Source organism: Sorangium sp. So ce362, assembly GCF_051519845.1.
Taxonomy (GTDB): Bacteria; Myxococcota_A; Polyangia; order Polyangiales; family Polyangiaceae; genus Sorangium.
In genome coordinates this window covers 5,572,354-5,595,008 of the sequence record NZ_CP150332.1, presented here as the reverse complement: position 1 = coordinate 5,595,008, position 22,655 = coordinate 5,572,354, and the positions used below count along the sequence as shown (strand labels likewise).

10 protein-coding genes are annotated in these 22,655 nt (G+C 69.8%); 5 read left to right on the top strand and 5 right to left on the bottom strand.

Features of this window, described 5'->3' with window-relative positions; translation table 11 throughout:
- The first annotated feature begins 159 nt into the window (after nt 1–159).
- A complete protein-coding gene (locus tag WMF17_RS21500; RefSeq protein WP_437650999.1) occupies nt 160–1,380 on the top strand; it encodes an IS4 family transposase in 1,221 nt (406 codons plus the stop codon).
- 59 nt (nt 1,381–1,439) lie between these two features.
- On the opposite strand, the gene WMF17_RS21495 is transcribed toward WMF17_RS21500, so the two are convergent.
- From WMF17_RS21495 to WMF17_RS21475, 5 genes are all read right to left on the bottom strand, one after another.
- Nucleotides 1,440–1,667 carry a hypothetical protein gene (locus tag WMF17_RS21495; protein WP_437603956.1) on the bottom strand — a complete coding sequence of 76 codons (228 nt, stop codon included), beginning with the start codon at nt 1,665–1,667 and terminating at the stop codon, nt 1,440–1,442.
- Complete coding sequence (locus WMF17_RS21490) at nt 1,652–1,822, bottom strand: hypothetical protein (RefSeq protein ID WP_437650997.1); 171 nt, start codon at nt 1,820–1,822, stop codon at nt 1,652–1,654. Before WMF17_RS21490 ends, WMF17_RS21495 begins: the two co-directional genes overlap by 16 nt.
- A 165-nt stretch (nt 1,823–1,987) precedes the next feature.
- Entirely contained in the window at nt 1,988–3,034 is a 1,047-nt protein-coding gene (locus tag WMF17_RS21485) for an ABC transporter permease (RefSeq protein ID WP_437603954.1), read from the bottom strand.
- Nucleotides 3,034–4,083, bottom strand: coding sequence for an ABC transporter permease (locus WMF17_RS21480; protein WP_437603953.1), 1,050 nt, complete (start codon nt 4,081–4,083; stop codon nt 3,034–3,036). The genes WMF17_RS21485 and WMF17_RS21480 overlap by 1 nt, the downstream gene beginning before the upstream one ends.
- 17 nt (nt 4,084–4,100) lie before the next feature.
- On the bottom strand, nt 4,101–4,955 hold the full coding sequence (locus WMF17_RS21475; RefSeq protein WP_437603952.1) for an ABC transporter ATP-binding protein: 855 nt from the start codon (nt 4,953–4,955) through the stop codon (nt 4,101–4,103).
- Between the two features lie 477 nt (nt 4,956–5,432).
- Here WMF17_RS21475 and WMF17_RS21470 point away from each other — a divergent pair, with 477 nt between their 5' ends.
- The 4 genes from WMF17_RS21470 to WMF17_RS21455 all read left to right on the top strand — a co-directional run bounded on the left by WMF17_RS21470 (nt 5,433) and on the right by WMF17_RS21455 (nt 22,627).
- Nucleotides 5,433–5,900: an SRPBCC family protein gene (locus WMF17_RS21470; protein ID WP_437650995.1), complete on the top strand. Its 468-nt coding sequence runs from the start codon at nt 5,433–5,435 to the stop codon at nt 5,898–5,900.
- Nucleotides 5,901–6,092: 192 nt separating this feature from the next.
- On the top strand, nt 6,093–7,484 hold the full coding sequence (locus tag WMF17_RS21465) for a PfaD family polyunsaturated fatty acid/polyketide biosynthesis protein (protein ID WP_437603950.1): 1,392 nt from the start codon (nt 6,093–6,095) through the stop codon (nt 7,482–7,484).
- Nucleotides 7,485–7,532: 48 nt separating this feature from the next.
- Nucleotides 7,533–8,420, top strand: coding sequence for an ACP S-malonyltransferase (gene fabD / locus WMF17_RS21460; RefSeq protein ID WP_437650993.1), 888 nt, complete (start codon nt 7,533–7,535; stop codon nt 8,418–8,420).
- Nucleotides 8,421–8,515: 95 nt separating this feature from the next.
- Entirely contained in the window at nt 8,516–22,627 is a 14,112-nt protein-coding gene (locus WMF17_RS21455; protein WP_437650992.1) for an SDR family NAD(P)-dependent oxidoreductase, read from the top strand.
- Nucleotides 22,628–22,655: the final 28 nt, after the last annotated feature.

Sequence of the window (22,655 nt, the reverse complement as noted above, 5' to 3'; positions counted from 1 at the left end):
ACACATTGGTGACATGAGTCATCGAAATCTTGAGCTTCATGGACCTCGAAACGAATAATTGTGCCGTGCGAGTGAGAAATCGTCGTCGCTGACCGGAATATATATTGGCAGGAGGCGACCAGCGAGCCTAGCGCATGCGCCGTTGGTCCGAGCGACATCATGACGGCTTTCGCGAAGAACGCGCATCAGCCTGCCACACATGACTCCGCACCTGCGCCATCTACGCAGACCAGTCGCCCGAAAGTCGACCCGAAGTACATCCAGACCTTCGTCGAGAATTTGTTCGGCGATGACCTGCACGCGATGCGCGTCCTGTCGCTCGCGAACGGCGTCGTTGGCGTCCTGCACGCGGCGGTGCTGGCCATCCATGCCATCGGCCAAGCATATGCGAAGGTCGCAAACGTCAAGCCGAAGAGTGGAGTCAAGCAGGTCGACCGGCTGCTGGGCAATACCGGCATCGACGTGTTCCATTCCCTGAAGTCGTGGGTAGAGTTCGTGATCGGGGTCCGCAAAGAGATCGTTGTCGCGTTGGACTGGACGGACTTCGAGAAGGACGATCACACGACGCTCTGCGCCTACCTTGTGACGCGGCATGGTCGTGCCACGCCGCTGGCATGGAAGACGGTGAAGAAGTCCGCGTTGAAAGGCACTCAGAAGGACCACGAATACGAGCTCATCGAGTGGCTCCACGCGGCCATCGACGAGACGGTCGAGGTCATTCTGCTCGCCGACCGGGGCTTCGGCGATCGCAAGCTCTACGACTTTTTGGAGTTCATGGGCTGGGACTTCGTAATCCGCTTCCGCGGGGGTATCGTCGTCGAGAACGCGGCCGGGGAAGCGAGGTCCGCCAGCGCGTGGGTGCCGACGAGCCGCCGCGCCACGATGCTGCGCGAGGTGCGCGTCACCGCCGACCGCGCGAAGGTCCCGGCCGTCGTCCTTGTCCACGCGCCGAAGATGAAGGAGCCGTGGTGTTTGGCCACAACGCTTTCGGGCCGCAAGGCGGGCGATATCGTCAAGCTCTACGGCAAGAGGTTCACGATCGAGGAGACGTTTCGAGACATCAAGGACAACCACTTCGGGATGGGCCTCTCCGCCACGCACATCCACAACGCCGGCCGGCGCGATCGCCTGCTGCTGCTCGCGGCCATCGCCCATGCACTCTTGACGCTGCTCGGCGCTGCGAGCGAGGAGGCCGGCCTCGATCGGTATCTGAAGGTCAACACCGTCAAGCGCCGCACACATTCGCTCTACCGCCAGGGGCTCTACTGGTACGACTGCATTCCCACCCTGCGCGAGGACTGGCTTCGGCCTCTCATGACGGCCTTCGATCGCATCGTCCGGGAGCACGCCGTCTTTCGCGAGATTTTCGGCATTATTTGAGGGGATTCCCCAGGTGACCCTCCGCTCGACCGCGGTCTCGGTGCGTGCGCTGTGGCTGATCACATCAGCATGGCAGCACGACGTTGCCGCGTGTCGTCGTGCGGTGCGGGTTCCTCGAGCTGTTCCAGGCTCGCCCTCGCGTCCGCATCCACGCCTGGGGCTTTGAACAGCGGGCCGGCTGTTGAATCCAGGAGGCAGCGGCTGAGGAAGCTCCGGATCGTCGACGGAGAGCAGAGCCTCCACTGCCCATACCGCAGGCCGACGAGCACCTTCAGCGTCTCGCGCACCTCGACATCGGCTTCGAGACGCGGGCCAGCGGGCTCGCGCAGTAGACCGAGCCTTTCGCGACGGCGTGCCGCGCGTAGACGCTCTCGACGTGGTGCGCCGATTGCTGCAAGGCGGCGCCGTTCAGCCGGTCGCATAGCGCTCCGGGCTTTCCCATGGCGGGCAGGGTGGTACATGCCACGCCGCTCCGACGGCCAGGTGCAGAAGATGAGGAGCTGCTGCTCCACGGCGAGGCGGCTGCGCGTCGGCACGCAAGCCAGCCACGCGTCGGTGCGAGCTGGCGATCCCCCCCGCCAGCCCGCTCACTCCTCCGCCAGCCCGCTCACTCCTCCGCCGGCCGGTGCGCCTCTCGCCCCAGCCCGGCGGCGTTCGGCTCGGCGAAGCCGAGCCGGCGGTGCATCACCGCAACGGTCCCTATCAGCACCACGAGCCCCAGCCCGAACGCGAGCGCCGCCCGCACGAGGAGCGGCCCGCCGGTGAGCGCGGCGAAGATCGCCTGCACCGCCCAGTGGTTCGGTAGCGGCGCGAGCACCCAGGCGAGCGGGCCCTTCAAGACGAAGCCCGCCACCGGGACCGTCGTGAAGAAGAACAGGAGCCCCTTGAGCATCGCTATCGCGCCGAGCTGATTGGCCGCGAAGGTCCCCACGATGAGCCCCAGGACGAGCCCCACCGGGAGCGCCGCGGCGACCGCCAGTAACAGGGGGCCGAACGGCACGTCGATCCCGGTGACCAGCAGCGTCGATGTCATGGCGAGCGTGACGCCGAGCAGGGCGCCCGCCGAGAGCTTCGCCGTCAGGTATTCGGCGAAGCGCAACGGCGTCACCACGTAGACGCGCAGGGTCCCGCTCTCCTTCTCGTCGAGGATGGAGAAGCCCACCGCGAGCCCCGCGACGAGCAGCACCGAAAAGGCGAGCAGCGACGCCGCCATGGATCGCGTCGGCGGGCGCTCCTCGCCGAGCGACGCCACCGTGACCTGCGGAGCCCCCGGCGCGGCGGCCAGATCGGTCGCGTCGGCGACGAGCTGCGCGAGCTGCACGACATACCCCGCCTCATTGCCCTCGAACACGATCTCCGTGGCGCCGTCCTTGAGAACGAAGCCAGGCACGTCGTCGATGACCTCGACCCGTCGGACCACCGCCGCCCGATCCGGCAGCACCACGACCTCTCCCTTGTCCCTCAGCGAGGCCAGGAGGGCAGGGGACAGATCCGGCGTGACCGCGAACGTGAGCGGTACCCCATCCATCAGCGGCACCATCAGCCGCATCAGCATCGCAAGCAGGAACGGACCGATGACGAGGTACGTGATGATGCTCTCGCGCCGGCCGACCTTGAAGTCCTTCGCGAGGATGGCTGCGATCCTTCCGAACATCACCGCACCTCCCGCATGAGACGCCGCGAGACCGCCACATAGGCGAAGAGCGCGGCGACCACGAAAAAACCGCCGATGCCGAGCGCCGCATCGAGCACGACGGCCTCCTTGCCCGACGGGAACAAGAGCTCCCGCGTGCCGAACATCACATGGTACGTGGGCAGGAGCCGGAGCAACGGCATATCGAGCGACGGCAGCTCATAGGCCGCCATCGGCACCGAGAGCCCTATCCCGACCAGCACCAGGGGATAGAAGAACGCCGACAGGTTCGCGAAAAAGACCGACAGCCCGACGCCGAAGAGCGTCAGCCCCGCCGCAGCCCCGATCACCAGGGCGAGCGCAGGCAGGTTGAGCAGGGCCGAGGGCAGCCCGAACCCGGTGAGCACCAGCGTGCCGAGCGCCGCGAGGCCCGCATTCACGAGCAGCTTGGACGCGATGTACACGAGCGGCCCGCCCGGCGCGATCCGGTAGAAACGGACCGTCCCGAATGTCTTCTCCTGCAGGACCATCACCGCGCCGAACAGGAAGCCGATGATCGCGATGTCGACCGCATAGAAGATGGGCAGCATCGTGCCATTGAACGGCGGCGTCGGAGATGGCGCGCGCAGCGTGCTGACCGTGTACGTGCGCTCGACCTCGTCGCCGCGCACGCGGCTCGCGGCCACCCGCGCCGCCGCCACCTCGAGGCTCTGCACGCGCGCGCTCTCGTACCCGCGCACCAGGGCCTGAACGTCGCCCGAGCGGTCGATGACCACGCCGAGCGCCTCCCGATCTCTGGCGAGCGCTTCGCGAAGCGCCCCCTCGTCGTCGACCCGCTGAATGCCGGACGGCGCGCCCCCGGCGACCGGGGCGCGGCTCAAGACGAAGGCCTGCTTTTCGCCGCCCACGCGCTCCGGAAGCGCGAAGCCGACCAGCCCGCCGAAGAGAACGGCCATCGCCACGACGATGTGCACGAACCGGTGCCGGAGGACGACGCGCGCGTCCAGCGCGAGCAGCGTGAGCAGCGGGCGGCGCCTCGACGGGGGCGGCGAGCGTCGATCCCCGGACAACGCTGGAGCTGCCGCGCTCATGAGAGCCCCCGCCCGGTGAGCCGCACGAAGATCTCGGCCAGCGTGGCCTCCTGGGAGTGCACCGTCTCGACGCCCGGGCTCGCCAGGACACGCGCGAGATTCGCCCGCTGCTCCTCTTGATCGATGAAGAAAATCTCGCTCTCCAGCTTGCCCGACGCCCGCCGCTCCACCTTCACGGCCCGCTCCCCGAGAGACAGCTTGAGCTCGCGCGGCGCCCCCTGGGCGGCGATCTTCCCGTCGTGCAGGAACGCCACCTCGTCGCAGAGCCGATCGACCACCGCCATGTCGTGGGTCGTCAAGAGGATCCTTGCGCCGCGCTTGCGCTGCTCCTCGAGGAGATCGAGCACCGTCAGCATCGTCCCCGGGTCGAGCCCGGAGGTCGGCTCGTCCAGGAACAGGAAATCGGGTCGGTGGAAAAGCGAGCGCGCCAGCACGAGGCGCTGCTTCATGCCCTTCGAGTACGCGCCCGCGGGCTTGTCCCGGTCAGCGCCCAGCCCGAGCCGATCGAGCAGGACGTCGGGATCCTCGTGCTGTCCCGCATAGAGGCCGGCGAAGCAGGTCAGGTTCTCCTTGCCCGTGAGCTTGGGGAACAGGTTCGGGTGCTCGAACGAGACGCCGATGCGCCCGAAGAAGTCGTGGCCGAGCTTCTGGAGATCCTCTCCATCATAGCGAACGGTCCCGCTCTCCGGCCGGAGCAGGCGGATAAGCAAGTTCTGGACCGTGCTCTTGCCAGCGCCGCTCGGACCGAGAAATCCGAAAATGGAGCCCGCTTTGACGTTGAAGGAGAGGCCGCGGATCACGGGCTCCGAGGCGCCCGGGTAGCGGAAAATGAGGTTCGATACGTCGATCATGCTGTTGAATCCTCCGCCTGGGCCGCGCGATGGCCGCAGCTCGCGCTACGGCGCCGCCAGGCAGCTCGAAGCGGGAACGCGGCTCATGGATGGTTGCCGGGTCTTTCACCGAGCTCCGCGGAATCGCCGCGGGCAGGCGGCTTTACCGTCCCGAGGCGCGGGCGGACCGTACCGAGATCGACCGTTCAACGCAAGCAAAGCTAGCAAAGCTAGGCCAGAGAACCGCTCGAATCAAGGACCGGCCCACGGCCGCATCACGCCGTGCGAAATCAGGGTTGACTTCATTTACCCGTGAAGGATACAATGGCTCATTATAGCTGCGGACTATTGGCGCACTCAGGATCCAACGCGATCTGCCGGATTGCTCTACGTAGGCCTGGAGGACCCAGGTGTGTTCGAGCGAGGCCGGCGAGGATCGCTGGGATGCCCATGTCCTGAGCCTGTGCCGGCCGTCGTCTAGCAGGGGAGTTGTAGCGCTTGATCCGCCTCCACAAGATTTTTCCATCAAGCCACGTCCGTCTGCACACCCAAATCGAAATCGATGCGTCCGCCGAGCGCGTCTGGAATGTGCTGGCCGATTTCGGCGCTTATGCCGAATGGAATCCATTCCTGCAACAGGTCAGCGGCGCCGCGCACCCCGGCGCGAAGCTGACCGTGAAGGTGGGGCAGGAAGGGAAGCGCTCAACAACGTTTCAGGTTCGTGTCAAGACGGTTGACCAGCCCAGGGAGCTGCGGTGGACATCGGGCCTGCCGGTGCCGCGGATGTTCGAGAGCGAGCACTATCTCTGCATCAGGGAGCTCGGCCCAGACCGGGTCGTCGTGGAGCAAGGCGAGAGCTTCAGCGGCGTGCTCGTGCGATTCCTTCCCGCGAAGACGCGACAGAGCGCTGTCAGCAGCTTCGAGGCGATGAACGCGGCGCTCAAGCGGCGCGTCGAGGGAAACTAGAGGGAAACCAGAGGGAAACTCGCCGAACGCCGCAGCCCGGCCCCTGCGCGGCCACGGGGATGAGAGCGCACGGGAACGAACCATGCTAGGGATGGTATCTTCTTTGTTTCATCGTCATCCAGGGTTACGCCGCAACACGATCTCCCGCCGCTTCCGGCGGCCGGCGTCGTTGTCCTCGGGGAGAAGGGGACGATGACGAGCAGACATGGCCCCGGCTCTTCGATCACCGCCGCGTCGCTGGGGTGTCCCGAGCTCAAGAAGGATCATGGTGTCAGGTACGCCTACATCACGGGCTCGATGTACAAGGGCATTGCTTCCGAAGCGGTCGTCATTCGCATGGGCAAGGCGGGCCTGCTCGGCTTCCTGGGTACGGGCGGGCTGCGCTCCGAGCGTGTCGAGGCGGCGCTCCGGAACATCCAGGCGCAGCTCGGCCCGGATGCGCCGTACGGCGCCAACCTGCTCTGCAACCTCGACAGGCCGGCGCAGGAGGACGAGGTCGTCGACCTGTACCTGAAGTACGGGGTGCGCCGGATCGAGGCCGCTGCCTATATGCAGATGACCCCGAGCGTCGTGCGGTACCGCTGCAAGGGGCTGCGCAGGCGGCCCGATGGGTCGATCGTCGCCGAGAATCGGATCCTCGCCAAGGTCAGCCGCCCCGAGGTCGCCGAGGCGTTCCTGAGCCCGGCGCCGGAGCGCATCCTGAAGCAGCTGCTCGAGGCAGGCAGGATCACGGCCGACGAGGCGGCGCTGGCCGCGGCGGTTCCGATCTCCGACGATCTCTGCGCCGAGGCCGACTCGGGCGGCCACACCGATCAGGGCGTCGCGTTCGTGCTGATCCCGATGATGCTGATGCTCCGGGATCGGCTCGCGCGAAAATATGGATTCAAGAAGAAGATCCGCGTGGGCGCCGCGGGAGGGATCGGAACGCCGCACGCGGCGGCGGCCGCCTTTGTCCTCGGCGCCGATTTCGTCCTCACCGGCAGCATCAACCAGTGCACGGTGGAGGCCGGGACGAGCGACGCCGCCAAGGATCTCCTCCAGCAGGCCGGCGTCCAGGATACCACCCTGGCGCCGGCCGGGGACATGTTCGAGATCGGGGCGAAGGTGCAGGTCCTGCGGCGTGGGCTGTTCTTCCCGGCGCGCGCGAACAAGCTCCACGAGCTGTACCGCCGCTGCGAATCGCTCGACGAGATCGACGAGAAGACGCGCGACCAGATCCAGAGCAAGTTCTTCAAGCGCAGCTTCGCCGAGGTGTGGGACGAGACGCGACGCTACTACCTGACGCACATGCCCGGCGAGGTGCAGAAGGCAGAGGCGAATCCCAAGCACAAGATGGCCCTGGTCTTCAAGTGGTACTTCGTCCACTCGACGCGGCTGGCGATGAAGGGATCGCAGGATCAGAGGGTCGACTACCAGATCCAGTGCGGTCCGGCCATGGGCGCCTTCAACGAGTACGTAAAGGGCACGGCGATGGAGTCATGGCGTAACCGCCATGTCGATGAGGTAGCAGAGCTTATCATGACGAGGACTGCAGAGCTCCTCTCCCAGCGGTTCGCCGCGCTCGACGGGACGTGCTCCGCGTGAGCCACCCTGACCGCGGGGGTGCGGTCGACAGCTTTGACTCGGAGGTTCATGACGACCATCTATGTTTTTCCAGGGCAGGGATCTCAGTCCATCGGGATGGGGAAGGACCTGTTTCCGAAGTACCCCCACCTGATCCGGCTGGCGGACGCCACCCTCGGTTGGTCCGTCGAGGAGCTATGCCTGAAAGGGCCCATCGAGCGGCTGAACAACACGAGGTTCACGCAGCCGGCGCTGTACGTCGTCAATGCGCTCGCGTACCTGCAGAAGGTGAGGGAGACGGGGGTCGTGCCGGATCTCCTCGCGGGCCACAGCCTGGGCGAGTACAATGCGCTCTTCGCGGCAGGCGCCTTCGATTTTCTCACGGGTCTCGAGCTCGTCAAGATGCGCGGCGCGCTGATGGGCGAGGTGTCCTGCGGGGGGATGGCCGCCGTGATGGGGATGGCGCCCGCGAGGATCAAGGACGTGCTCGCCACGTTCGAGCTCGGCGCGATCGATATCGCCAATTTCAACTCCCCGGAGCAGATCGTCATCTCCGGGTTGCAGGAGGACCTCCGCGCCGCCAAGCCGATCCTGGAGCGGGAGGGCGCGCGGATGGTCGTCCCGCTGAAGGTGAGCGCGGCCTTTCACTCGCGCTACATGGCGGACGCCGGGGCGCAGTTCGCGGAGTTCCTGTCACGCCATCACTTCTCGCGGCTGAAGATCACGGTGATCTCGAACCTGCGCGCCAGGCCCCACGAAGAGGGGGAGATCGCCGAGGCGCTGGCCAAGCACATCACGCACCCGGTGCGATGGACGCAAAGCGTGCAGTACCTGCTGGGGCACCCTTCGCCCGAATTCCACGAGGTCGGACCGGGGCGCGTGCTGTCCGGGCTGTTCAAGCAGATCCAGCAAAGCACCATGAGAGCGCAGCCGGTCGAGGGCGCGCTGGCCTCGTGACGGCGGCTCCCGTGGCGGTGCCGCGCCCTGCCGTTCCCGGTCCGCCAGCGTGACAGAGTGAATCCCGTCCAGGGCTACCGGCGAGGCGACGCTGTATGCAAGACACGGTGAAGACGCTCGAGATTCGGTTCAATGAGGCTCTGGTAGAGCGCTTCGCTCGCGCGAGCGGCGATACGAATCCGCTGCACCTGTCGGCGTCGTATGCCCGCAGGACGCCGTACGGAGCGCGCATCGCGCACGGGGTGCTGTGCGCGCTCGCCGCGCTGGGCTGCTCCTCCGAGCGGAGCGGGCGTCGCCTCGGCCGGCTGGAGCTGCGCTTCGTGAACCCCGTCTTCCTGGATCGATCGTACGAGGTCGTCATCGAGGACGACTCGCCCGAAGCGCTCACCTTGTCGATCGTCGACGGCAGGAGGCAGCTCCTCGGCCTCGCGGCGCGATTCAGCGCAGGGGAGCGGGCGCAGCCGCCCGGGGACGCGGAGCCGGTCGGGTGGCGCGCGGGGCCGGCAGAGCTCGGGATCGATGCGATCCACCAGGGGCAGGCGCTGGACGGCGCGTACGCGCCGCGGTGGGCGGAGCTCTTGGCGCTCTGGGAGCAGCTTCGCCTCGGCGAGCGGGGCGTGGACGCGCAGCAGGCCGCGGCGCTCGCCTGGACCAGCTACCTGGTCGGTATGGAGTTGCCGGGCCGACGCTCCTTGTTCTCCCGGCTCGAGGCCGAGCTCGAGACGTCCGCTGTCACCGGCGATGCGGCTTTGCGCTACCGCGCCGAGGTCAAGTCCGTCGAGCCGCAGTTCGGCCTCGTCCAGCTGCGTGCCGCCGTCTCGACGAGCGCCGGGGTCATGGCCCGGATGAGCCTGAGCGCCTTCGTACGCCCCGAGGCGCCGCCCGTGTCGGTCGCGGCGATGGCCCGCCTGCTCCCCGACTCCCGGGCGCTCACGGGCAAGGTGGCGCTGGTGATCGGCGGCAGCCGAGGCCTCGGTGCGGCGCTGGTTCACGCGCTCTCGCGCCAGGGGTGCACGGTGTACTTCGGCTATCTGCAGAGCCGCAACGAGGCCGAGGCGGTCGCGGCCTCGCTCGGCGGTGAGTCTGCCGGCGTTCGTCCGATCCAGGGCGACGGTGGAGACCCGGCGTGGTGTCACCGGACGCGCGCCGAGATCCTCGAACGTCACGGCCGCCTCGACTTCCTGATCTGCAGCGCTTGCTTGCCGATTCAGCCGCTCTGGCTCGAGCCCGGGCCGGGCGCTCGGGTCGCCGGGTACGTCGAGCAGAGCCTCGCCCTGGTGGAAGCACCGCTGTCGTGCTTCCTCGCGCTCGTGGGCCGACACGGCGGCTGGGCGGTGGTGCTGTCGTCGGCGGCGGTGCGGAGCCCGCTCGCCGAGTGGCCACATTACGTGAGCGCCAAGTGCGCTGTCGAGGGGCTCACCCGGACCGCCGCGCTCCAGTACCCTGATGTCGGCTTCCTCGTCGCGCGCCCGCCGCGGCTGCGGACCGATCTCACCCAGACCACGCTGGCCAGGGAGGAGCCGCTGGAGCCCGAGGTGGTGGCGGCGAGCATCGTGCGGCGTCTCTTCGGCGAGCGCCCCCGCGGCGAGATGGTCGTCCTGGAGGAGTTCGCTCCGGCCGGCGCGCCGGCCGCAGCAGCGCCCGTCGACGTCGAGGGCCGGGGCGAGGCCGAGGCGTCGGGGCGAGGCCGCCCTCCTCCTTCTCCTGGCCGCGCGCGGACGCTGGCGATCGCTGCGACCTTCACCGCAGAGCCGCTGCGGCAAAGCCTCGAGTTCTGGAGCGAGGAGCTCGGCCTCGAGCTCGCCGTGCAGTTCGGCCCCTACAACCAGCTCTTCCAGGAGCTGCTCGCTCCATCGAGCCTGTTCCACGGCAACGCGGGCGGCGTCAACCTCGCGCTGATCCGCGTCGAGGACTGGCTCCGGTACGGCGATCACGAGGACGAGGGCGCTCGCCGCGCGCTCGATCGCCCGCTCGCGGAGCTCGAGGAGAAGCTCGGGCAGACGGTCGAGGAGCTGATCGCTGCGCTCCGGGATCACACGTCGCGGGGCGCGCCGCCGCTGCTCGTCCTCCTCTGCCCCCCGTCGCCCGCGCTGCTGATCCGCGACGGCCACGCCGCCCTCCTGCGCGAGATGGAGGCTTTGCTGGAGCGCGGCGTCCAGGGCATCGCCGGTGTCCACCTCGTCCGCGCGTCGAGCTACGCCCACGCCTATCCGCTCGCCAACTACCACGACGAGACGCGGGACGAGATGGGGCATATCCCCTATACTCCCCGCTATTTCAGCGTGCTCGGCACCCTCGTCGCCCGCATGCTGCACAGCCTCGTCGCGCCCCCGTCCAAGGTGCTCGTGCTCGACTGCGACAACACCCTGTGGAAGGGCGTTTGCGGCGAAGATGGCCCGGGCGGCGTCGAGATCGGCCCGGCGTTCCGCGCGCTGCAGGAGGCGGCGATCCAGCAGCAGTCGCAGGGCATGCTGCTCTGCCTCTGCAGCAAGAACGTCGAAGAGGACGTCATCAAGGTCTTCGCCGAGCGGCGCGACATGCCGCTCACGCTCGATCACATCACGGCGCACCGGATCAACTGGCAGCCCAAGTCCGAGAACCTGCGGTCTCTCGCCAGGGAGCTCAACCTCGGGCTCGACAGCTTCGTCTTCATCGACGACAACCCGGTCGAGGTCGCGGAGGTCGAGGCTGCGTGCCCGGAGGTGCTCGCCCTTTGCCTTCCGAAGGAGCCGGCCAGGATCCCGGCCTTCCTGGAGCACGTCTGGGCGTTCGATCGGCTCCTCGTGACGGAAGAGGACCGGACGCGGACGCTCCTCTACCGGCAGAACAGGGAGCGGCAGGCGCTCGAGCGGTCGTCGAGCAGCTTCCACGAGTTCATCGAGCGGCTCAACCTGGATGTCCGTATCGCCGAGGTGGGTCCGGCCGAGCTGCCGCGGGCCGCGCAGCTGACCCAACGAACCAATCAGTTCAATTTCTCGACGATCCGCCGGTCGGAGGCGGAGCTCCGAGCTCTGCTCGAGGCGGGCACGCACCGGTGCTGGGTCACGCACGTCAGCGACCGGTTCGGGGAGCACGGGCTCGTCGGGGTGACGATCGCGCACCGTGAGGCCGATCGGCTCGTCGTCGATACCTTCCTGCTGAGCTGCCGTGTCCTCGGCCGCGGCGTGGAGCACGCCATGCTCGCCCACCTCGGCGGGCTCGCCCAGGCCGAGGGATTGCCGCTGGTCGACGCGATCTACCTCGCCACGGCCAAGAACCAGCCTGCCCTGGGCTTCCTCGAGGCTGTCGGCGCGGCCTGCAGGTACACCGAGGGGGAACGTGTCGTGTTCCGACTGCCCTCCTCGTATGCCGCCTCGATCGTCTTCGCGCCGCGGGCCGCGGACGACGGCCGCGTCGCCGACCACGACGAGGGCGGCACCCGGGAGAAGGCCAGCAAGGCGCCGGCAGGAGCGGTCCCGCGAGCGCGGCTCGCGCGTATCGCTAGCGAGCTCAGCGAGGCTCAGGCCATCCACGATCGGATCCGCGCTCGGGCGACGCGCTCCGCGGTCGAGGCCGATCAGGAAGCCGGCGCCGAGCGCGCCGGGGCGGCGGACGCCGCTCCCGCGGCTCCGGTGACGCCGCCCGAGGCGGGTACGCCGGCCGATGAGGACGCGCTCTTGCGCGCGGCCGTCGCGCTGCTCGTGGACGTGTTCGCTCGGCACCTCGCGCTGCCGCGTCGTCGCCTGACCCCCGACGCGCCGTTCGACTCCCTCGGGCTGACGTCCTTCGCCATCATCGAGATCACGGTGAGCCTCGAGGAGGAGCTCGGCGCCGTGCCGAAGACCTTGCTCTTCGAGCACAAGACCCTGGGCAGCCTCGCTCGCTACCTCCTGGCCGAGCACCGGGCCGAGCTCGAGCGCAAGCTGGGGCGCGCGTCGCCCCGGGCCGTCCCGGCAGAGCTTCCGGCGCCCGCTCGCCCGGTCGGGCCGCGGGCGGAGCCCGCCGCGCGCGTCGCGCCGAGCCTCGCGCTCCCGCGCCGCCCGCGCGACATCGCCGTCGTGGGGATCGCCGGCCGGTACCCCGGCGCCCGCAGCCCGCAGGAGCTCTGGGAGAACCTCCGCGACGGCAAGAGCTGTGTCTCCGAGATCCCCCGGGACCGCTGGGATCATCGCCGCCACTACGACCCGAGCGGGCAGCGGCGCGACAAGAGCTACACGAAATGGGGAGGGTTCGTCGAAGGCGTCGATCGTTTCGACTCTCTCTTCTTCAGCATCTCCCCGAGAGACGCGGAGCTCATGGATCCGCAACAGCGGATCTTCCTGGAGGTCGCGTACGAGGCCGTCGAGGACGCGGGCTACACGCGCTCGACCCTCGGGCGCGACGTCGGCGTCTACGTGGGCGTGATGGCCAACAACTACCAGCTCTTCAGCGCCGCGGCGGCGCTCACCGGCCAGAGCCCCCATGCCTACGCCGAGAACTACCAGGTCGCCAACCGCGTCTCGTACTTCTTCGACCTCAACGGGCCGAGCCTCTCCGTCGACACCGCCTGTTCTGCCTCGGGGGTGGCCCTCCACCTCGCCTGCGAGGCGATCCGGACGGGGGCCTGCAGCGCGGCGATCGCCGGCGGCGTCAACCTCATCCTGCACCCCTACCGCCATGTCCAGTATTCGCAGATGAACATGCTGTCGCGCGACGCCCTGTGTCGCGCGTTCGGGCAGGACGCGCAGGGCTTCGTCATGGGAGAGGGCGCAGGGGCCGCGCTCCTCAAGCCGCTGGAGCAGGCCGAGCGCGACGGCGACACCATCCATGCCGTCATCAAGGGGAGCTGGGTCAACTCCGGCGGCAGGACCAGCGCGTTCACCGTACCCAGCCCGGGCGCCCAGGCCGCGCTGGTGCGCAAGGCGCTCGAGATGGCAGCCATCGATCCTCGCTCGGTGAGCTACATCGAGGCCCATGGGACCGGGACGCCGCTCGGAGATCCGATCGAGATCCGCGGGCTCACGACCGCATTCCGGGCCAGCACCGGAGACAAGCAGTTCTGCGCTGTCGGAAGCCTGAAGCCGAACATCGGGCACCTGGAGCCGGCGGCTGCCATCGCGGGCCTGACAAAGATCCTGGCTCAGCTCCGGCACGGCCAGATCGCCCCCTCGCTGAACGCCGGGTCGCTGAACCCGTACATCGATTTCGAGGGTTCTCCTTTCTATGTGCAGCGAGCGCTGGGCGAGTGGAAGCGGCCCCGGGTCGCGGAGGGCGAGGCGACCGTGGAGGCGCCGCGCAGGGCGGGGCTCAGCTCGTTCGGCGCCGGAGGGGTCAACGCCCACCTGGTGCTGGAGGAGTACCGCGGCCAGGACACGCCCGCAGAGGCGTCTGGCGCGGGCCCCGAGCTGATCGTCCTCTCCGCCCGGAACAAGGAGCGTCTGCGGGCCTACGTGGAGCGGCTCCACAGCTTCCTCGGGCGGGATCGCGAGGCCGGCCCTTCGCTGTCGCCGGCGCTCGGCGATATCGCCTATACGCTCCAGATCGGGCGCGAGGCGATGGACGAACGCATCGCGGTCATCGCGCAGGACAAGGGAGATCTGCGCGACAAGCTGCGCCGGGTGCTCGAGGGCGAGCTCGATGTCGCGGACGTGTTCACGGGCAATACGAAGGCGACCGGCGGGCTCTCGGACCTGCTCGCCGAGGGGGAGGAGGCGCTCGGGTTTCTTCGCGCGCTGGTGAAGGGCGGCCACCTGGTCAAGCTCGCCAGGTTCTGGGTGCAAGGGGTCGAGCTCCCCTGGGCGCCGCTGCATGCGGGGCGCGCACGGAGGAGGGTATCGCTGCCGACCTACCCCTTCGCGGAGATCCGCCACTGGCTCCCCGAGGCCACGCAGGTCGTCGAGACGTCCGCGGCGGCCGAGGTCAGCGACGCTCGCCAGCACGCGCACCCGCTCCTCGATCGGACGGTCACGATGCTCGGGGACGTGCGCTTCGCGAAGCGGCTCGACGGCGCGAGCTTCTACTTGCGCGACCACGTCGTCGGGCGCCGGAAGATCCTGCCCGGCGTCGTGTACCTGGAGATGGCGCGGGCGGCTGCGGCGGCGGCGCGTCCCGGGGTCGCCGTCCGCGCGATCCGGAGCGCCGTCTGGACGCGGCCGATCGCGGTCGAGGAAGCGCCGATCGAGGTCGTCATCACGCTGCGTCCGGCCGGGGGCGGGGTGGACGCGGTCGTCACGACGAGCCCGGCCGGCGCTCCGGAGGTCGTGCACGCGCAGATGCGGCTGGCCTACGAGGATCAGGCGACCCTCGTGCGCTCCGCGCCGGAGGACGTGGCCGCGATCCGGGCGCGATGCGATCGGCTCATGCGCCGCGAGGAGATCTACGAGCGCCTCGCCTCTCAGGCCTTCCATTACGGACCTGCATTCCAGGTGATCCAGGAGCACCTGAGCGGGCAGGGCGAGGCCCTGTCGCGCCTCGCCATGACAGCGGACGTCGAGGGGAACGCCGACGCCTTTGGCCTCCACCCCTCGCTCCTGGACGGCGCCCTTCAGACCGCCATCGCCAGCCTGGACTCCGGCGCGACGTACCTGCCGTTCACGCTCGGAGAGCTCGCCCTCTTCAGCGCGCCCGGGAGGCAGTGCTACGTCCACGTCCGTTTCGACCGCGTGGACGACCAGATGGTCGTCTGCCATCTCCGGCTCCTCGACGAGGCGGGCCAGATCGCGGTCGAGCTGAGGGAGCTGACGCTGCGCGTCCAGCGTTCGAGGGCGCCCGTCTCCGAGCCGGTCGTCCACACCTACCACCCGCGCTGGGACCGCGCGGCGCTGCCCGCGGCGGAGCGCGTCCCGCAGGGGACGACGCTGCTCGTGCTCGACAGCGACGACGCGTGCTTCACGGCCTTCGGGCGCGCTCTGCTGGAAGAGCGGTCGATCGACCCGAGCCGCTCGTTCCTTGCGCTGCCCGGCACCTCCTTTGCGGCGGAGTCCGACCGCCGATACCGCGTCCGCCCGGACGTGGAGCGCGATTACGTCGAGCTGCTGGAAGCCATCGGCGCCAGGGGCCCTCTGGTGGTGCTGCACGGCTGGGGGAGGCGGTCGCCCGTCCCGAGCGACGGTTCCGGCGCGATCGAGGCCGAGATCGCGCGGGCCGTGGAGATGCGGCTCTCCTCGGTCGCTCAGGTCGTCCGGGCACTCCTGCGCTCCGGGCGCGCGGAGGACGTCCAGGTCCTGTCCTTGTGCGGCGATGCGCAGGAGGACCCGTTCGGCGCCGCGGTCGCCGGCTTCGCGCGGGCGATGTCGCACGAGACGACCCGCATCCGGTTCAAGACCCTCCACCTCGCCGGAGCGGCCCCGCCCGGACCGGCGACCCTGCTCCGGGAGATCGACCGAGAGCGGCTCGTCGAGGTGCGTTACGACGGCGAGGAGCGCTGGGTGCGCCGGGTCGTCCCGGCGCCGCCGCAGAGGCCGCGAGGGAGTGACGTGGCGCTCAGGCGTCACGGCGTCTACCTCATCACGGGCGGCGCGGGGGGCCTCGGGCTGATCTTCGCGAGGCACCTCGCTGCGCGGGTCGCGGCAACCGTGGTCCTGACAGGGCGCTCGGAGCTCGGGGAGGCGCAGCGGGGAGCGATCGGCGAGATCGAGGCGCTCGGCGCAAGATGCGTCTACCTGCAGGGCGATGTCACCCGCACGGCGGACATGGAGCGGGTCGTCGCGCAGGTCCGGGCGCAGCTCGGAGGGCTGCACGGCGTGATTCACGCCGCCGGTGTCGTCGAGGACGCGACCCTCATCCACAAATCGATGGCGTCGTTCGAGCGCGTGCTCGCCCCCAAGGTCCTCGGCACCTGGGTGCTCGACCAGGTCACCGCGGGCGAGCCGCTCGATTTCTTCCTGCTGTGCTCGTCGACAGCCTCGCTCCTGGGCAGCGCCGGGCAGGCCGACTACGCCGCCGCCAACCGCTTCCTCGACGCCTTCGCGGAGCGGCGCGCGGCGCTCGTCGAAGGCGGCCGGCGCAACGGCAGGACGCTCTCGGTGAACTGGCCCTACTGGGCCGAGGGGGGGATGCGCGTGGGGCGCGAGCTCGTCGAGCTCACCGCGAAGACCACGGGGATGCAGCCGCTGCCGACCGCCGCGGGGCTCCTGGCCTTCGAGGACGCCCTGTGCGCGGGCGTGCCTCAGGTCGCCGTGATGACCGGGGATCCGCGGGCGTTCGAGCGCGCGCTGGACGCCGGACACGCCGAGCGGGGCGATGCGCCGCCGCCGGCCGCGCCAAGGCCCCCGCGGGCGGCCGGGAGGCCGGGCCTGGAGACCCAGGAGCTCTCCGCCAGACTGAGCGCCTTCGTGGTGGCGAAGGCCTCCGCGCTGCTCAAGGTCCGAGCGGAGGACTTCGATATCGAAGACGACATGAGCGACTACGGCTTCGACTCGATCGCGCTGACCGAGCTGGCGAACGCCATCAATGGGACGTTCGAGCTCTCTTTGACGCCGGTCGTCTTCTTCGAGAACCCCAGCATCGGCGGCCTGGTCCGGTCGCTGCTCTCCAGGCACCGTGACGCCTTCGCGGCGCGCTTCGAGCGCGACAGGGACGCGGCGGCCGAGGGCGATCCGGCAGCTCCTGCGACCAAGGGCGGCACGGCCCGGCCCGCGCCGCACCGCGTGGAGCCCGGGGACGTCGGGGAGACCGGGAGCGCGCCGAGCGGCCCTCCGCGCGCCCCTGTCGCTGCGACGGACGCTTCTGTCGGGCCGGAGGCTCGACCGGCGGCGCCGGCGCCGCCGCCGGTGCCAGCGGCCATCGACAGGCCCGCCGCAGCCCCAGCCCCCTCCGCCCTGGAGCCGATCGCCATCGTCGGCGTCGCGGGCCGCTTCCCTGGGGCAGCGACCCTCGAGCGTTTCTGGGAGCACCTCGTGTCGGGTCGGGATCTCGTCCGGGAGATGCCGGCAGAGCGGCGGAGCCGGCATGGCTTTCGCGAAGAGGCCGGCGCGGCGCCCGGCACACGGGGCGGGTTCATCGACGACGTGGACGCGTTCGACGCCCTGTTCTTCAAGATATCTCCCCGGGAAGCGAGCCTGATGGATCCGCAGCAGCGGCTCTTCCTGGAGGTCGCCTGGCACGCCATCGAGGACGCCGGTTATGCGCCCAGCTCCCTGGCCGGCTCACGGACGGGCGTGTTCGTGGGGGTTACCCTGCACGACTACCTCGAGCTCATCCTGCGGAGCGGCGCCGAGGTCGTCCCCCACACCTCGACCGGCAACGTGCACAGCGTCGTCCCGAACAGGCTGTCCTACCTGCTCGACCTCCACGGGCCGAGCGAGCCGATCGACACCGCCTGTTCCAGCGCGCTCGTCGCGGTCCATCGCGCCGTGAGCGCCATCCGGAGCGGCGACTGCGACATGGCGATCGTCGGCGGGGTCAACGTCCTGCTCTCTCCGACGATGTTCGCCTCCTTCGACAAGGCGGGCATGCTGGCGGCAGACGGGCGCTGCAAGACGTTCGATCGCAGCGCCGATGGGTACGTGCGCGGCGAGGGCGCCGGCGCGATCGTCGTGAAGCCGCTGCGCAAGGCGCTCGAAGACGGCGATTTCGTCTACTCGGTGATCAAGGGATCCGCCGTCAACCATGGCGGTCGAGCGAACTCGCTGACCGCGCCGAACCCGAGAGCCCAGGCGGACCTGCTCGTGACGGCCTATGAGCGCGCGGGCGTCCCGCCGGAGACGGTCTCGTACATCGAGGCGCACGGGACCGGGACGGCGCTCGGCGATCCGATCGAGATCGAGGCGCTGAAGCAGGGGTTCTCCCGGCTGTTCGAGCAGCGGGGAGCGCGCCCGGCGCCAGGAGGCACCTGCGGGCTGGGCACGGTCAAGACCAACATCGGCCACCTCGAGTCCGCGGCGGGGATGGCAGGCCTCATCAAGGTGCTGCTGGCGATGAAGCACCGGATCCTGCCGCCGACGCTCCACTTCCAGGCCCTCAACCCGTACATCGATCTGAGCGGCAGCCCGTTCTATATCGTCACCGAGGCACAGCCGTGGGAGCCCACGGTGGACAGCGACGGCGCTCCTGCTCCGCGGAGGGCAGGGATCAGCTCCTTCGGTTTCGGCGGAGCCAACGCGCACGTGATCCTCGAAGAGCACGTGACGCCGCTGCCCGGCAGGGCGGAGGACACGCCCGAGATCGTCGTGCTGTCGGCCAGGGACGAGGAGCGATTGCGGGAGTACGCAGGTGCGCTCAGGGATTTCCTGGGCTCCGGGCGAGGCGGACACGCGGGGGCGCCACCGACGCTGTCCGAGGTGGCGCATGTGCTGCAGGTCGGCAGGGACGCCATGGAAGCGAGGCTCTCGTTCGTGGCGCGATCCTGCGCAGAGGCGAGCGCGCTGCTGGGCGCCTACCTGGACGGGGCCGCCCCGGAGGCGGTGGTGACCGGGCGCGCGGCCGACCGCCGCGCAGCAGCGCTCTCCTTCGGGCAGGACGACGACGACCAGGCCTACCTGGCCGTCCTGATCGAGGGCGGAAGGCTCGCGAAGCTGGCGGCGCTCTGGGCGAGGGGCGCAGAGGTCGACTGGACTGCGCTCCATCGCGGCAAGCCCAGGAGACGGGTCCCGATCCCGACGTATCCGTTCGCCCGCCAGCGGCACTGGTTCGCTGCGGAGGTGTCGCCGCCGCTGCCGGAGCCGACCGTTCGCGCGACGTCGGCCGAGCCCACCGACGCTGCGCGCGCGCCGGTCCCGCGCGCGAAGCTGCCGGCCCCTTCGACGGGCGGGGCCCCCTCCACGGGCGTAGACCGCGTCCTCATCGAGAAGCGCTGGAGCCCCGCGCCGCTGGCGCTGCCGTCGCCGGGCGCCGCGCCTCAGACCTGGCTTCTGGTCCTCGGTACCGAGGGCGCGATCGAGGTCCTCAAGGAGCTCGGATCCCAGCCCCACGTCCGGTGGATCGTGATCAGGGGGCACAGCGCCCTGCCGAAGATCACGAGATGGGAATACGAGATCGATCTCGACGATCCCACCGACGGGGCCCGCCGGATCTCCGAGATCCTCGCCGAGCACGCGCCCATCGACGGGCTGCTCGATCTCGCCGATATCCATGCGGAGCCGAAGGAGGCTCCGTCCGGGGACGGGGCCCGTATCGCGATCCTGCAGGGCCTGCTCCGGCACGACAGCCGCGCCCCGTTGCGGATCCTCCACGTCACCCGCGGGCTCGTGCCCTTCGAGAACGATCGACCCACCCTGGCGGGCGCCCGCATGGCCGGCCTCGTCCGGATGCTGGGCGCCGAGCACACGCGAGCCCGTGCGGCGACGATCGACGTGGACCTCGGGATCGAGGCCGCCGAGGCGTTGCTCGACATCGCGATCCGCGAGGCCTCGACCGACGCGGCGGTGGGTGAGATCTGCTATCGGAGAGGGACACGCCATCTCCCGCGGCTCCACGAGATCCCTGCCGGGGCCGTGGCGCCGAGCCGGCTCGGCGCGAACACGCTCGGGCCCTTCCGCGTGGACGCCGAGCGCGTCTACGTGATCACGGGCGGCACCGGGGGGCTGGGCTTCGAGGCCGCAAAGGCGCTCGTCCACAAGGGGGCCCGCCGGCTCGCGCTGCTCGGCGCGACGCCGCTGCCCGAGCGCGAGCGCTGGCCCGGGCTCCTCGCGTCGCCGGACGTCGAGCCCGCGCTCGTGCAGCGGGTGCGCCGCGTGAGCGAGCTCGAGGCGCTCGGGGCGGAGGTGGCGCTGTTTCAGGGCGCCCTTGTCGAGCGGGAGCGCCTCGCAGGCTTCTTCGACGTGCTCCGGCGGCGCCTGGGGCCCATCGCGGGCGTCCTCCACTGCGCAGGCGTGGTCTCCCACCGCACGCCGTCGTTCGTCGATAAGGACATCGCGTCCATGCGGCGTGTCTGGGAGCCCAAGATCGAAGGGCTCATGGTGCTGCACGATCTCGTGCGCCACGACGAGCCGGAGTTCTTCGTCCTGTACGGGTCCGTGTCGGCGCTCGTCCCGGCGCTCGGCGTGGGGTTGAGCGATTACGCGAGCGCAAACGCGTTCCTCGACGCGTTCGCCGCCTACCACGAGCCGCGCGGGCGGACGCGCTACCTCGCGGTGGACTGGCCGAGCTGGCGGGACACGGGGATGGGCGCGGTGAACCACCCGAGGTACACGGGGCTGGGCTTCACCGCGCACGGGACGGAGGACGGCCTCGCGCTGCTCGAGGCGGCGCTTCACCACCGCGGCGCGACGAGCGTGTTCGCCGGCGTGATCGACCGGAGCCGGTTCGATCCCAGCCGCCTGCTGCTCGTCAGGCCCGACGGCGCGCCCGCGAGGGAGGTCACGGCGAAGTCTGCCGCGGCGACGCCGGCCGGGGGCCCGGGCGAGCACGCCGCGACAAGGGCCCTCTTGCTGGCGCTCTTCTCGCGCGAGCTGATGATCGACGCGGCGACCATCCGCGGAGAGGTGAACTTCGGCGACTATGGCGTCGACTCGATCGTCATCGCGGGCCTCGTGACGAAGATGGAGGTCTTGACGGGCGAGGCCGTCGAGCCGTCCGTCATCCTCGAGAACCCCACGCTGGATTCCTTGAGCCGCTTTCTCGGTGAGACCTACGGTGACGGGATCAGGGCCTATCTCGCTCGCCAGGGCACATCATTGACCAACGGCGTCGCGAGCGCTCCGCGCGGCGCGTCCGGAGCCGGCGCCCCGGGAGAGCCGCCGGCGGCCCCGCCGCGCTCGAGCCTCTCGAACGGCGCGGCGCATCCCCACGGCCCGGAGGCCTCGCAGGGCGCTGGAGAGACGGCGGCTCGTGGGACGGGGGCCGGTCGCGAAGCGACGGCGGCGAGCCTCGACGTGCGCGCGATCGCCGTCGTCGGCGTCGCTTGTCGCTTCCCCGGCGCCGAGAGCAAGGAGGCGTTCTGGGACAACCTGCGCCTCGGCCGGTCCAGCATCACCGAGGTGCCGCGCGCGCGGTGGGATGCGGAGGCGCTCTACCGGCCTGCCTACGAGCAGGGCAAGAGCATCAGCAAATGGGGCGGCTTCGTCGAGGGCATCGAGCTCTTCGATCCGGTCCACTTCGAGATCCCGGCCGAGGACGCCAGAGAGATCGACCCGCTGACCCGCGTATTCCTGGAGTGCAGCGAGCAGGCGCTGCGCGACGCCGGCCACGAGCGCGCGGATCTCTGGGGCAGGAGGGTGGGGGTCTTCGTCGGATCCGGGACGAGCAACTACGCCTCTCGAATCCAGGAACCCACGAGGAGCACCGCCGCGAGCGTCAATCAAAACTTCATCGCGGCGCATGTCGCGCATTTCTTCAACCTCCGGGGGCCGAACCTGGTCGTCGACACGGCGTGCTCCTCCTCGCTGACCAGCGTCCACCTGGCCTGCCAGAGCCTGCTCTCGGGGGAGTGCGAGGCGGCGCTCGCGGGGGGCGTCGATCTCCTCCTCGATGAGATCCCGTACCTCAAGCTGAGCGCGGCCAAGGCGCTCTCCCCGGACGGCAGGTGCCGTACCTTCGACGTCAAGGCCAACGGCTTCGTACCCGGAGAGGGCGCCGGCGCGGTCCTCCTCAAGCCGCTGGCGCGCGCCCTGGCCGACGGCGATCGCATCTACGCGATCCTGGAGGCGACCGCGGTCAACAACGATGGCCACACCATGGGATTGACGACCCCCAACATGCAGGCGCAGGAGCTCGTCGTGCAGGAGGCCCTGGACAAGGCGGGCGTCGAGGCGAAGACGGTCTCCTACATCGAGGCCCATGGGACAGCGACCATGATCGGCGATCCCATCGAGCTGAAGGGGCTGACGAGCGTCTTCCGACGCAGCACGGACGAGGTGCAGTTCTGCGCCGTCGGCAGCGTGAAGACGAACATCGGTCACCTGCTGCTCGCCTCGGGGATCGCAGGGCTCATCAAGACCGTTCTGTCGCTGTCGCACCGGAGCATCCCTCCGACCCGACATTGCGACGAGCCGAATCCGAGGTTCTCGTTCAAGACATCCCCGTTCTTCCCGAGCACGGAGCTGCGCCCCTGGGCGCCGCGGCACGGGGTGCGGCGCGCCGGCGTCAGCGCGTTCGGCTTCGGCGGCACCAACGCCCATGTCCTGCTCCGGGATTTCGAGCCCGCCGAGGCGTCGGGCTACGAGGCCCGGCGCCGCCCGCTCCCGCCGGTGCCCTATCGCAAGGTGCGGTGCTGGATCGACAACCCCGCGCGGGTCGAGACCCGACGCGAGCCGCCGGCGCGCCCGGACGGCGAGGTCAAGCGCGGTCTGCTCGTGCTGGAGAGCGCATGAGCGTGATGACATCGCGAAGGCCGGAGTC